Annotated in this window: 11 protein-coding genes and 1 pseudogene; 4 read left to right on the plus strand and 8 right to left on the minus strand. The window is 66.4% G+C overall.

All coding sequences use genetic code 11. The features are described 5' to 3' along the window. From LC092_RS20715 to LC092_RS20725, 3 genes are all read right to left on the minus strand, one after another. On the minus strand, positions 1–1,007 hold a 1,007-nt coding region (locus tag LC092_RS20715), incomplete at its 3' end, for a Cache 3/Cache 2 fusion domain-containing protein (protein ID WP_224809601.1). A 162-nt stretch (positions 1,008–1,169) separates the two neighbouring features. Further along, entirely contained in the window at positions 1,170–2,846 is a 1,677-nt protein-coding gene (locus tag LC092_RS20720; RefSeq protein ID WP_224809603.1) for a methyl-accepting chemotaxis protein, read from the minus strand. Positions 2,847–3,161: 315 nt separating this feature from the next. After that, a complete protein-coding gene (locus LC092_RS20725; RefSeq protein WP_224809605.1) occupies positions 3,162–3,911 on the minus strand; it encodes an SDR family NAD(P)-dependent oxidoreductase in 750 nt (249 codons plus the stop codon). Between the two features lie 136 nt (positions 3,912–4,047). Between LC092_RS20725 and LC092_RS20730 the strand changes: the two genes are divergently transcribed. Both LC092_RS20730 and bfr read left to right on the plus strand, forming a co-directional pair. After that, a complete protein-coding gene (locus tag LC092_RS20730; protein WP_224809619.1) occupies positions 4,048–4,275 on the plus strand; it encodes a bacterioferritin-associated ferredoxin in 228 nt (75 codons plus the stop codon). Next, the gene (gene bfr / locus LC092_RS20735; RefSeq protein ID WP_224809607.1) at positions 4,265–4,750 is read left to right on the plus strand and encodes a bacterioferritin; all 486 of its coding nucleotides are present in this window, start codon (positions 4,265–4,267) and stop codon (positions 4,748–4,750) included. Before LC092_RS20730 ends, bfr begins: the two co-directional genes overlap by 11 nt. A gap of 87 nt (positions 4,751–4,837) precedes the next feature. On the opposite strand, the gene LC092_RS20740 is transcribed toward bfr, so the two are convergent. The 4 genes from LC092_RS20740 to LC092_RS20755 form a co-directional block, all read right to left on the minus strand. Further along, positions 4,838–5,509, minus strand: coding sequence for an ATP-binding cassette domain-containing protein (locus LC092_RS20740; RefSeq protein ID WP_412103630.1), 672 nt, complete (start codon positions 5,507–5,509; stop codon positions 4,838–4,840). Further along, positions 5,506–7,188, minus strand: a complete 1,683-nt coding sequence (locus LC092_RS20745; RefSeq protein WP_224809612.1) for an ABC transporter permease — start codon at positions 7,186–7,188, stop codon at positions 5,506–5,508. Before LC092_RS20745 ends, LC092_RS20740 begins: the two co-directional genes overlap by 4 nt. Before the next feature lie 28 nt (positions 7,189–7,216). Then, the gene (locus LC092_RS20750; RefSeq protein ID WP_224809614.1) at positions 7,217–8,458 is read right to left on the minus strand and encodes an ABC transporter substrate-binding protein; all 1,242 of its coding nucleotides are present in this window, start codon (positions 8,456–8,458) and stop codon (positions 7,217–7,219) included. Positions 8,459–8,558: 100 nt separating this feature from the next. After that, positions 8,559–9,047 carry an Lrp/AsnC ligand binding domain-containing protein gene (locus LC092_RS20755; protein ID WP_224809616.1) on the minus strand — a complete coding sequence of 163 codons (489 nt, stop codon included), beginning with the start codon at positions 9,045–9,047 and terminating at the stop codon, positions 8,559–8,561. A gap of 147 nt (positions 9,048–9,194) precedes the next feature. Between LC092_RS20755 and putA the strand changes: the two genes are divergently transcribed. Both putA and LC092_RS20765 read left to right on the plus strand, forming a co-directional pair. Further along, complete coding sequence (gene putA, locus LC092_RS20760) at positions 9,195–12,335, plus strand: bifunctional proline dehydrogenase/L-glutamate gamma-semialdehyde dehydrogenase PutA (protein WP_224809617.1); 3,141 nt, start codon at positions 9,195–9,197, stop codon at positions 12,333–12,335. A gap of 200 nt (positions 12,336–12,535) precedes the next feature. Further along, complete coding sequence (locus tag LC092_RS20765; RefSeq protein ID WP_224809618.1) at positions 12,536–12,934, plus strand: hypothetical protein; 399 nt, start codon at positions 12,536–12,538, stop codon at positions 12,932–12,934. 252 nt (positions 12,935–13,186) lie between these two features. Here LC092_RS20765 and LC092_RS20770 read toward each other — a convergent pair. After that, positions 13,187–13,296, minus strand: a pseudogene (locus LC092_RS20770) (IS110 family transposase); the annotation flags it as partial.

Genomic DNA, 13,296 nt, shown 5'->3' on the forward strand with positions numbered 1-13,296 from the left:
CGTTCCGCGCTGTCCTGGGCCGAGGCGCTCAGCTCGCGCGCCGTCTGGTCGAGCCCAACGGCGGTTTCGCTGACCGTGCCGATCAGATGCTGCACCGTGCCGCGGAAGCCGGCGATCAGTTCCTGCGTGCGCGCCTGGCGTTCGCGGGTCTGGGTTTCGGAGACGTCGCGTTCGGACTCAAGCGCCTGACGCTCGATCGCGCGCTGCCTGAACACCTCGACCGCCTTGGCGATCGCGCCGATCTCGTCCCGGCGCTCGGTGAAGGGCACCTCCACATCGTGCGCTTCATCCGCGATGTTCCGCGCGGCCTGTGCAATCTGCGGGATCGGACGCAGCAGCCGGCGGGTCAGAAGCGCCATCGCACCGACGGCGACCAGCAGGATCGGCACGAAGGCGATCAGCAGCTTGTTGGTGACGGTGTTCATCAGCGCGGTGATTTCCGCCTTGCGCACGCCGGCATAGAGGATGCCGGTGATGTCGCCGGCCGGAGAGTAGATCGGCGCGTAGATGGTGAAATAGGGGGTTCCGAGAATGACGGCCTCGCCGCGGAAGGTCTCGCCCTTGGTGACGACGGGATAGACGGCGCCGGTCTGGCCGAGCTTCGTGCCGACCGCCCGCGAGCCGTCCGGCTTGATGATATTGGTGGTCTTGCGCCAGAAGTCCTTGGTTTCCGGGTCCCACTTGAAGACGGTGACGGTCTCGCCGGTCATCCGGCCGATCTCGTCGATCATGCTGTGATCGGTGATTTCGTCGGGAATGGTCTCCATCACCACGCGGGAGACGTTTCCGTCCTGCGCCCAGGAGATTTCCGTGCCGGGCATGTCCTTCTCCACCACGGTGGCGGCGACGCGCAAGCTGGTGTTTTGCCGGGACACGGCGTCCGCCTGGATGCGTTCGGACAGAACGAGGTGCATTACCAATCCGACGGTACCAAGAGCGGCAACGATCATGACCGCAGCCGCAAGGGACACGATCGAAACCAGATTCAGACGTGAAAACAGAGCCATGACCGGTCGTCTCCTAAAAGTCTAACGAGTTCGTTTCCTGACTGGAAAGGAGATGCTACCTGCAATAGGTAAACCGGCTCTTATGCATCTGCCGCTGCGGCAAGAAAAAAGCGCACCCGGATCCGGGCGCGCTTTTCAGGGCGTTTCAAGGGGTTGGGAGGATCAGGCCGCCGCAACCTTGGCGAGGAAGGCCTCGAATTCGCTCTTCAGCCTGTGGGAGGTCTGCGTCACCTTGCGCGAGGCCTCAAGCACATCCTCCGCGCTTTCGCGCGACTGCTGCGCGGTCGACAGAAGACCGTCGAGATCGACGGCAACGGCGCGGGTGCCTTCTGCGGCATGCTGGACGTTGCGCGAGATCTCTCCGGTGGCGGAGCCCTGCTGCTCGACCGCGGCGGCGATGGCGGCCGTATAGCCGTTCACGTCTTCCATCGTGCGCGCGATCACGCCGATCACCTCGACGGCCTCGCCGGTCGAGCCCTGGATGGCGCCGATCTGCGCGCCGATTTCTTCGGTCGCCTTGGAGGTCTGGGTCGCCAGTTCCTTCACTTCCGCCGCCACGACCGCGAAGCCCTTGCCGGCTTCTCCCGCACGTGCGGCCTCGATGGTCGCGTTCAGCGCCAAGAGGTTGGTCTGTTCGGCGATCGCTTGGATCAGGGTGACGACCTCGCCGATCTTGTTGGCGGCCTCGGCAAGACCGGCGACCTTGGCGTTGGCGTCCTGGGCGTTGACCGTGGCATCGGTGACCACCTGGGTGGTCTGGCCGACCTGGCGCGAGATCTCCGAGATCGAGGCGGCGAGCTCTTCCGCCGCGCTTGCCACGGACTGCACGTTCTCCGAGGCGCTTTGCGATGTCGTGGAGGCGTTGGTGGTGCGCTCGGCGCTTGCGGATGCGGAGTGGGACAGTGTTTCGGCGGCACTGCCGAAGGTTGCGTTCGTCTGCTCCGCCTCCTCCAGGAGGCCGGCGATCACGACGCGGAAGTCGCCGATCATGGCCTCGATGCGTTGTTGACGCTCGATCTCGGTTGCCTGGGCGCGCGACTGGTTCGCGCTCAGGACCTCGCGTTCGATCGCCGCTTCGCGGAACGCTTCAAGCGCCTGGGCCATGTCGCCGATCTCGTCGCCGCGTTCCACGCCGGGCACGTCGGTGTCGGTGTCGCCGTCGCGCAGGGAGCGCATGCGGACCCCGAGTGCGTTGATCGGCCGGGTGATGGAGCGCACCAGCAACATGCAGATGCCGCCGCAAAGAGCGAGGATGACGAGCACGATGCCCGACAGGCGCAGAAGCTCGCCGTAGAAGATCGCGTCGAGGTCATCGACGTAGACGCCGGTACCGATCACCCAGCCCCAGGGTTCAAACCCCTTGATGTAGGAGAACTTCCGGACGGGCTCTTCCGACCCCGGCTTCGGCCAGTGGTATTCGACCAGACCGGAGCCTTCCGTCTTGGCAAGCTTGACGAACTCGGCGAAGAAACGGGTGCCGTCCTTGTCTTCCAGTGTTTCGAGGTTCTTGCCTTCCAGCTTCGCCGAGAACGGATGCATCAGCATGACGTGCTGCATGTCGTTGATCCAGAAATACTCGTTGCCGCCATATCGCAGCGCCCGCAGCATTTCAGAAGCGTCCCGCTTGGCCTGTTCCTCGGTCTTGGCGCCGGACTGCGCAAGCGCATATTCGTGGGCGACCATCGACGTGGCGGCCTCCACAATGTGGGTCAGCTCCGCCTTGCGGTCTTCAACGAGCCGGGTGTGGTAGCCTGAAACCTGAACCGCGAGCAGGGCGGCGATTCCAAGCGCAAAGAGAAGAACGAGCGCACCGAGACGGTGTCCGATTTTCAGATTCATGATGGACCTTCTGGAGCCTTTTCGCAGCGAAGCCGGCAGTCGGGTGCCGCTTCCGTCATTCCGGGATGACCGATGCATGCGTGTGCCGCGGTCGATTGCCGCAAAGGAAACTCCGAAACCCGTAATTATTCCCTAAAATCGCGCTGCGACGCGTCAAAACTGACCCGTTTTCTCAATCTCTGCAATCAGAGGATTGTTATTTTATGAAGGATAAAACCTCAGGTGGCTGAAACGACTCGCCTGCGGGGTCTGTGAGCGGATTGCCGCCGCGTATAGCGCGCCATCTGCTCCGAAAGGCGTGCACGGCAGTCGGCCTCAGACGTGCTGGCCGCCGTTGACGTGCACTTCTGCTCCCGTCACGTAGGACGACTGGGTGGAACAGAGAAAGAAGATCGTCTCCGCGACCTCCTGCGGCAGCCCGAGGCGCCGCAGCGGAATGTCGCCGATCATGTCCTCGGTTCCCGGCGACAGGATCGAGGTGTCGATCTCGCCCGGCGAGATCGCGTTGACCCGGATGCCGTGCGGTCCGAAGTCGGCGGCCATTTCCCGCGTCAGGCTGGCAAGTGCCGCCTTGGAGGTGGCATAGGCGGTGCCGGCGAAGGGATGCACGCGGATGCCGGCAATCGAGGTGACGTTCACCACCGCGCCCTTGGCGTTCGCCAGCTCCTTGAACAGACCGCGTGCCAGCAGGATCGGCGCGAAGAAGTTTACCTGGAACACCGTGCGCCAAGCGTGCATCGGCGTTGTCAGCGAATTCATCCGCCCGCCGTCGTCTTCCTTGGGGCTGATGCCCGCGTTGTTGACGAGCGCATGCAGGCGGGATCCGCCGACGACCAGCCGCTTCTGGATTTCCGCGATCGCCACACCGAGGTTTTCCGGGTCGGAGAGATCGACCTGGATGTGGTCTTCGGGGCCCGACGGCCAGGGGCACTTGTCGGAAAACGCATGGCGCGAGCAGGTGATGACGCGCCACCCTTCCGCGGAAAAGCGCTTCACCGTGGCATGGCCGATACCCCGGCTCGCGCCGGTGAGAACGAGCGTTTTTCGGTCGTCTGGCGATGTCATGTAGCGGCCTTTCGGGTTCGGCGGAGGCGGGTTGCATTTGCTTCCGGCCACCGGCTTCCATATGTAGGCTGGGACGGTGCGCTTGACGAGGGGAAAACCGGCCCAGGCCTCAGACGGACGGAAAACCTGTGTGATTGTGTGTTCCTGCAATGTGCTGACCGACAAGGAGCTGCGCCGCGCCGCGCGCGAGCTGCAAAGCGGTCCCAATGGTGTGATCGCAACGCCCGGTGCCGTGTTCCGCGCGCTCGGCAAACGCCCGCGCTGTGGCGGCTGCTTCACGTCGATCATACCGATCATCCATGAGGAGGCGCCCGAGGACCGCAAGGCGGCGGGTGGCAACAGGGAGAACTCCGATGAAGGGTGACGAAAAGGTCATCGACTATCTGAACAAGGCGCTGCGTCACGAACTGACGGCGGTCAACCAGTACTGGCTGCATTACCGGCTGCTGGAGGACTGGGGTTATGCGAAGCTTGCCGCCAAGGAGCGCATGGAATCGATCGAGGAAATGCAGCACGCCGACAAGCTGGTGGAGCGCATCCTGTTCCTGGAAGGCTTTCCCAACATGCAAAGCCTTGATCCCTTGCGCATCGGCCAGTCGCTGAAGGAAGTGATGGAGGCCGATCTCGCCGGCGAATATTCCGCCCGCGCGCTCTACCGGGAGGCCCGCGAGATCTGCAAGACGGCGTCCGACTATGTGACGCTGCGCCTGTTCGAGGAGCTGCTCGGCGACGAGGAGGGGCACATCGACTATCTGGAAACCCAGCTGCAGCTGATCGAGCAGATCGGCATCGAGCGCTACGGCCTGCTGCAGGCCGCCGCAGCGGACACCGCGCCCTGAGAGGCGCGCAGGCAGAAACGGCGCCCTGACAGGCGCGCAGGCAGAAACGGCGCCCTGACAGGCGCGCAGGCAGGAGCCGCGCCCTGATCAGGCCGGCGCCACCTCGATGATCGCGCCGCCGGCGGCGGCCGCATCGGCCGCGTCATGGGTGACGAGTAGCACCGGCAGGCCGCGGGCGCGCGCCATGGCGAACACCAGCTCCCGGATCTGGTCGCGAAGGGCCGTGTCGAGCTTGGAGAAGGGCTCGTCCAGAAGCAGCGCGCGCGGCGCGCTGACCAGCAACCGCATCAGGGCGACGCGGGCCTTCTGCCCGCCGGAAAGCGTCGCCGGATCGCGGTCCTCCAGCCCGGCAAGCCCGACCTCACTGAGCGCCTCGGCGATGGCGGCGCGGCGTGCCGCGCGCCCGCGCAAGCCGGGCGGCAGGGCGAAGGCGAGATTCCCGCCGACGGACAGATGGGGAAACAGCAGCGCGTCCTGGAACAAAAGCCCCATGTGACGCTCGTGCGCGGCAAGCCGGGTGACATCCGTCCCGTCGACCAGCACGGCGCCCGAGGCCCGGAACACCGGGTCGAGGAAGCCGGCGGCATAGGCAAGCAGCGTCGACTTGCCGACGCCGGACGGTCCCATCACCGTCAGCACCGCGCCCGGCGCGACATGGGCGTCGAGCGCGATCAGCGGTTCTCCCCCGCGCGCGATATGCACGTTCTGGAAGCGCAGGCCGGTCTGTGTCTCGGCGGGCATGGCAAGATCGTCCGTCATATCGAGGGCTGGAGGTCGCGCCGTGCGCGGAAGGCGACGGCCGGTACGAGCGCGGCCAGGGCGAAGGCGAGAAAGGGAAGCGCCATCTGCAGCAGCGCGTAGATCGCGACAAGGCGGCGATTGCCGCCGGCGGCAAGCGCGACCGCCTCCGTGGTGACGCTGGCGAAGCGCCCGCCGCCAATCAGCAGCGTCGGCAGATATTGCGCGACCGAAACGGCGATCCCGAGTGCGGCGGCCGTCGCTGTCGCGCGCAGTGCCAGCGGCAGGCGCACCCGCCAGAATACGCGGTCGGGGGCGGCACCGAGCGCGGTCGCGACATGGCCGTAGCGCGGATCCATGGCGCGCCACGGGTCTGACAGTGCCAGAAAGACATAGGGCAACACGAAGACGAGATGGGCGAGCGCCACCGCGACCAGCGTGTCGTGCAGGCCGCAGAGCAGGAACAGGATCTGCAGCCCGAACAGGAAGGCGATCTGCGGCACGATCAGCGGCACATAGAGAAGCGGCAGCGTGCGATGGCGCAACGCACGGCCCTTGCGGGTTTCGCCTTCCAGGCAGGCGAGCGCCAGCACGGTGGCGATGGCGGTGACGGGAAGCGCGATCGCCAGCGTCACGCCGACGGCATGCGACGTCGCGCCCAGATGCCTTATCCAGGTGTCGAACGACAGGGTCGCCGGGAGCGCGTCGGGAAACCGCCAGGGTCCGGCGAAGGACCACAGGCACAAGACGCAAAGGCCGAGCATCAGCGCGCCGACGAGGAGCGTCATCGCGGTCCCCGCGGCAAGCGCGACCCAGCGGTCGCCCACGCGCCGCCCGCCGCCGGCGATCCAGCGCCGACCGAAAATGATCGCAAGCTTTTCGCCGGCGATCCACAGACCGATGGCGCCGAGGCTGATGGCGAGCTGCAGCAGAGCGCCGGCCGAGGCCATGAAGCGGAAGGAGAGGTCCGGGTCGTTCATCCATGAGACCAGCCTGACGGCGAGCGGCGCCGGCGTTGTCGGCCCCAGGATCAGCGCCACGTCGACCACCGAGGTGGCATAGGCGATCACCGCGAAGACGGGCAGGCGGATCTGCGGGTAGACCCGCGGCAGCACCACCTTGAGCCATCCGGCGACCGGGGCGTAGCCAAGCCCGGTCGCGACCCGCCGCGCCGCGAGCGACTTCGTCTGGGGGAGAGCGGCGAGCACCATCAGGAACAGGAAGGGGATTTCCTTCGCCATCAGCCCGAAGGTCATGGCAAGGCCAAGCGGATCGCCGAGGATCAGCACGTCGGGCGGGCGGGTCATGCCGGTGGCCCAGGGCGAGACGAGCCGCATCGCCCAGCCCGAGGGCGCGATCAGGAAGGCAAGGCCGAAAGCGGCGGCGGCATGCGGCACCGACAGCAGCGGCGACAGCAGCATCCGCACGCCGCGAAACATCCGCGTGCCCTCGAAGGCCGCGGTGAACAGCATCACGATGATGAAGGCGCCGAGCGTCGCCGCCAGTCCGGTGAACAGGCTGAGCAGGATCGAGGTCGACAGTCCCGGCTGGGCGAGGAGGGCGGCAAGCGGTGCCAGCGACAGCTTCGTGCCGCCGAGCGGCGGCACGAAGCCCGCCGCCGGCAGGAGGGTACCCGCTAGTCCGGCGATCACCGGGCCGAGCATCAGCGCCAGCGTGACAAAGGGCGCGGCCTTCAGCATGGGATCCGCGCCCTCGCCGCCTTGCGCGTCACTGCGCCGCGTAGCGCTTTGTCCACGCGCGTTCCAGCTCCATCATCCAGCTCGCGTGCGGCTCGTCGATCACCGGGCCGAGATCTTCCGGCTGGAGGGTCGCAATGCCGAGGTCGAGCGCCTCGAAGCGGGCGCGGTCGTCGCTCTCGAGCCTGTCGAGCGCAAGCACGGTGGGATCGCCCCAGATGTCCGGGTCCTGCTTGCGCGCCTGTGCCTCCGGCGAGATCAGGAAATTGGCGAGCACCAGCGCGCCGGCCTTGGCGGAGGCGTTGAAGGGGATGGCGACGAAATGGGCGTTGCCGATGGTGCCGCCGTCGAGCACGAAGGTGCGCACCGTGTCGGGCAATTCGCCCGAGGCAATCGCCGCCGAGGCGCCGGAGGGATTGAAGGTGAAGGCGATGTCGACCTCGCCATCGGCAAGCAGCTGGCGCATCGCCGGCTGGTTCTGCGGAAAGGCGCGGCCCTGGCGCCACATGTTCGGGTGCAGCGCGTCGAGATAGGCAAAGAGCGGCGCGACATCCGCCTCGAAGGTCGCCGGATCGACCGGACGGGTCAGCTTGTCGGGATCGGCGATGGTGGTCGCGAGCACCTGCTTCAGGAAGGTCGAGCCGTGAAAGTTCGGCGGCTGGGGATAGGTGAAGCGGCCCGGGTTTTCGGCGAGATAGGCGGAAAGCGCGTCGAGCGTCGTCGGCGGGTCGGCGAGCATCGCCGTGTCATGCATGAAGACGAGCTTGGCCATGCCCCAAGGGCTTTCCAGGCCCTCGGTCGGCTCGGTGAAATCGGTCAGCACGGCGGGCTTGTTCTCGACGTCGACCAGCGGCCAGTTCGGCAGTTTCGTTGCCCAGCCGGGGCTCATCAGCAGGCCGGCCTGCTTCAGGGAGGCGAAATTCTCGCCGTTGATCCAGACGAGATCGACCGCGCCGCCCGTCTCCTTGCCGGCGGCCTTTTCCGCGACGATGCGGCTGACCACATTGGCCGTGTCGCTGACCTTGACCTGTTCCACGCTGACGCCGTGGCGCTCTTTCAGCGTGTCGCCGGCCCAGCCGATGAAGGCGTTGATGCGCGGCTCGCCACCCCAGGCGTGGAAATAGACCGTCTGTCCGCGCGCAGCTTCCAGCACGGCGTTCCAGTTCGCCGGATCGGGCGTTTGCGCGCGGGCCGGGGCGGTTGCAACAAGCGCGAGCGTGGCGGCGGCGAACAGCGTGCGGAGAAACGGTCGGTTCGGCGGGCGGTGATGCATGGTTGGTCCTTCCTTTTTCCCGTTAGGTGCAAGAGCTTGCCGCAACGGTCAAGACACGGCTTCGTGACGGGCGCGTCAGACACGGCCGGGCCCGGCCGCGTCAGTCGAGCGCCAGCACATGCGTGTCCTTCACCTCCTCCATCACCGCATAGGTATGGGTCTCGCGCACGCCCGGCAGGTCGAGCACCGCATCGGCCAGAAGCTTGCGATAGGACGCCATGTCGGAGACGCGCGCCTTGACCAGATAGTCGAAGCCGCCGGCGACCATGTGGCATTCGAGCACCTGCGGCACGCGCTTCACCGCGTTTGCGAAGGCGTCGAACACCTCCGGCGTGGTGCGGTCGAGCTTCACCTGCAGGAAGATCAAGAGCCCCTGGCCGAGCTTCACCGGATCGAGTTCCGCGGAAAAGCGCAGGATATAGCCGTCCCGCACCAGCCGTTTCATCCGCTCCGCCGTCGCCGTGGGTGACAGGTTGACCCTCGCGGCAAGATCGGTTGTCGTGATGCGCCCGTCGCTTTGCAGCACGGCGAGGATGCGCCGATCCGTGCGATCAAGCGGCGTGATTTCCTCTGAATTTTCGTTTTTCACCGCAAATACCACCGTTTTTGACGATCAATTCGATCAGAATAACGGCGATATCCGCGATACACTAACGAAAATGAAGACAGGTCCGGCCGGCCGCGCCGTCGCGCGCGCCTGCCGCCGGACCCTCTTGGGATGCGTGAGGAGAACAGCATGAGCCAGTCCGCTAATCCAGCGCCCGTGGCATCGCCCGGCCCCGGGCTTTCGCCGTTTCGCGCCGCTTTCGCGCCCGCTGACGAAAAGGTGGTGCGCGCGCTCGTCGGCCAGCTCGCGTTCGACAGCGGCGACGAGGCCCGCGTCGACGACATCGCCTCGGGCTACATCCAGACGATCCGCTCGGCCATCGGCGGGCTTGGCGGCGTGGAGGATTTCCTGCGCGAATACGGGCTGTCGACGCGCGAGGGACTGGCGCTGATGGTGCTGGCCGAGGCGCTGTTGCGCGTGCCGGATGCGAAGACCGCCGACAAGCTGATCGAGGACAAGCTCGCCGCCGCGCGTTTCGACGAGAGCGAACACGGGCCCTCCGACACCTGGCTTGTCTCCGCCTCCTCCTGGGCGCTGGGCGTCACCTCGCAGCTCATTCATCCGGGCGAGAAGCCGAACACCATCCTCGCCTCGCTGGTCAAGCGCATGGGCATGCCGGCGGTGCGGGCCGCCACCCGTCAGGCGATGCGCGTGCTCGGCCATCAGTTCGTGCTCGGCGAGACCATCAAGGCGGCGCTGTCGCGCGCGCGCTCGCAAGAGGCCAAGGGCTACCGCTATTCCTACGACATGCTGGGCGAGGGCGCGCGCACCGCCGAGGACGCCGGGCGCTATTTCCGCTCCTATGCCGATGCCATCGAGGCCATCGGTGCCGCCGCCGGCAAGAAGGACCTACCCGAGCGACCCGGCATTTCGGTGAAGCTCTCCGCCCTGCATCCGCGCTACGAGGCGGTCAAGGGCGCCCGCGCCCGCGACGAACTGGCGCCGCGCCTGCTGGAGCTGGCGGAGGCGGCGCGCAAGCACAATCTCAACCTCACCGTCGATGCGGAGGAAGCCGACCGGCTGGAGATCTCGCTCGATGTCTTTGCGGCCGTTGCCGCCGATCCCTCGCTTGCCGGCTGGGACGGTCTGGGCCTTGCCATCCAGGCCTATCAGAAACGCGCGCTCGAAACCGTCAACTGGGTGATCGACCTGGCGACCCGGCTCGATCGCAAGTTCATGGTGCGCCTGGTCAAGGGCGCCTATTGGGACACGGAGATCAAGCGCGCGCAGGAGCGCGGGCTGGACGACTTCCCGGTCTTCACCCGCAAGGCCGCGACGGATCTCTCCTATCTTGCCTGTGCCAAGGCGATGCTCGCCGCCCGTCCGCGGCTCTATCCGCAGTTCGCCACCCACAACGCGCTGTCGGTGGCCCAGATCATCACCATGGCCGGCAACGAGGGCGGCTTCGAGTTCCAGCGCCTGCACGGCATGGGCGAGAGCCTGTTCAAGGCCGTGACGGAACGCGACGGGCATCCCTGCCGGATCTATGCGCCGGTCGGCGGGCACCGCGACCTTCTGGCCTACCTGGTGCGTCGCCTGCTGGAAAACGGCGCGAACTCCTCCTTCGTCTCAGCGGTGGGCGATTCTGCCGTGCCGATCTCCAGGCTGCTCGCGCGTCCGCAGGATCTGCTGGCCGGCGGCACCAGGGCGCGCAACCCGAAGATCCCGCTGCCGAAGGATCTTTATGGCGAGAGCCGGGACAATTCGAAGGGGCTCGAGTTCGGCTATTCCGCCGACCGTATCGCGCTGACCGACGCGATGGCGGCAGCCTCCACGAAGATCGAGGATGCGCGTCCGCGCTATCCCGGCTCAAAGGCAGGCGGCGCGGCGCGCGACGTGGTGTCGCCCGTCGACGGGTCGGCCATCGGACGGGTGCAGGAAGCGCAGGCCGGCGATGTCGGCAGGCTCTTCGATGTCGCGCAGAAGGGCTTTGCCCACTGGTCGCGCACGCCGGTCGATGTGCGCGCCAAGGCGCTTGCGAAGGTCGGCGACCTGCTGGAGCGCGACAGCGCGAAGCTGATGGCGCTGATGGCGCGCGAGGCCGGCAAGACCCTGCCCGACGGGCTGGCGGAAGTGCGCGAGGCGGTCGATTTCTGCCGCTTCTATGCAGCGGAAGCGGAAAAGCTCTTCGGCGAGGGCGTGCTCATGCCCGGACCCACGGGCGAGGAAAACCGCTACCGCTTCCGCGGGCGCGGCGTCTTCGTCTGCATCTCGCCCTGGAACTTCCCGCTGGCGATCTTCCTCGGTCAGGTGACGGCGGCACTTCTTGCCGGCAACGCGGTGATCGCCAAGCCCGCCGACCAGACGCCGCTTGTCGCCCATGAGGCGGCGAAGCTTCTCTATGAGGCGGGCGTTCCGGAAGACGTGTTCCTGCTCGCACCCGGCGGGCGCGAACTGGGTGCTGCCATCGTCGCCGAGCCGCGCGTCGCCGGCGTTGCCTTCACCGGCTCGACCGAGACGGCCTGGGCGATCAACCGCGCACTTGCCGAAAAGCGCGGGCCGATTGTGCCGCTGATTGCCGAGACCGGCGGCATCAACGCCATGCTGGTCGATGCGACGGCGCTTCCCGAGCAGGTCTGCGACGACGTGATGATGTCGGCCTTCCGCTCCGCCGGCCAGCGCTGCTCGGCGCTGCGGCTCCTCTATCTGCAGGAGGATGTTGCCGACAAGCAGCTCGCCATGCTGAAGGGCGCGGCGGCGGAAATGTCGCTTGGCGATCCGGCGGATCCGGCGACCGACATCGGCCCGGTGATCGACGCGGACGCGCGCGACAAGCTGATGGCGCATGTCGAGGAGATGCGGGCGAAGCAGAAGGTGACCTTCGCCGGCAAGACGCCGACGGGCGCGCTGGGACGAGGCACCTGGGTCGCGCCGCATATCGTGGAGCTCGACAGGCCGGACGCGCTCACCAAGGAGACCTTCGGCCCGATCCTGCATGTGGTGCGCTACAAGGCCGCCGACCTGCCGAAGATGCTGGAAACGATCGCTGCGACCGGCTACGGGCTGACGCTCGGCGTTCACTCGCGCATCGACGCCACGGTGGCGCAGGTGGTCGACAGGCTGTCGGTCGGCAATGTCTACGTCAACCGCAACACCATCGGTGCGGTCGTCGGCACCCAGCCCTTCGGCGGCTCCGGCCTCTCCGGCACGGGGCCGAAGGCGGGTGGGCCGGGCTATCTGCCGCGCTTCGCGCTGGAACAGGTGGTCTCGATCAACACGGCCGCCGCAGGCGGCAACGCCAGCCTCATCGCCATGGCCGAGGAGGATTAGGGGGGCTTCTGTCTCCTCTCCGGTCGTCTCCAGCTCTCCTATCCCGGCTCCAGGGCCGGGATAAGGGAAGAGTGCGTGCGGCCGGACTGACGGGTCGGGGAAATTGCACCGAAGCACATCCTCATGGTTGTATTTCTGCCTCTTCTGCGTGTAGCTTGGCCGGGTTGATCGTTACGGTTCACGCAAGAGAGATGCATTTCATGAAAAGAGGTTTTCAAAGCGCGAGCGTCGCCGTTCTGGCCGTTGTTCTGGGCCTTGGTGGGCTTGTCGCATTCACCCCGAGCGCGGAGGCGTCGTCCTTCGAGCGGCTCAAGAAAAAGGGCTTCAAGGTCGGGACCTTTACCCGTGGCAAGTCCGGCTCTCGCGGATGGTATCTCACCAACGGAAGCGAGAGATATTTCTGCAGGTTCAAGGGCAGCACGGTCTACATCGGGAAGACCAAGATGGTCATCTACACGGGGCCGGGTCGCGAAATCAGCATGAACCGCAAGGCCTATGAGGAAAAGGCGGGCGGGCCCGACCCGAGCATTCCGATGATGCGGGACTTGAAAGCGGGTCGGCCGGAAGCGCGATTGGTTGGCGCCTGTGTGAAGCAGTAGCGCCGAGCGAATATCAAGGCACGCGCCGCGCAACACTGTGTCTTGTTGTCACTCGATGTGTCGGGTCCCTGGATCTGAGCCCGGCGCGGAGGCGGGCGGGGTCATGCCCTTGTCGCGTCCGGTGGATCGAGCGTCATACGTTTGGGCGCGGCGGGTCTTCGCCGCAGTTGCTGCATCGTATCTGCCGGCCAGGAGTGCCTGCCGCCCCGCCGGCCTCACCGGTCACAACTTTCGCCCTACCCACCGCCGTCATCAACTCATTGCGTTGAATTCGTCTCTCATGCGTGCATTGAGGATGACGACGATCTTTCGCATGACGGCTGTTAGAGCGACGAGCTTCTTCTTTCCGCTTTCGACAAGTC

The organism is Stappia stellulata (assembly GCF_020176715.1).
Classification (GTDB): Bacteria; Pseudomonadota; Alphaproteobacteria; order Rhizobiales; family Stappiaceae; genus Stappia.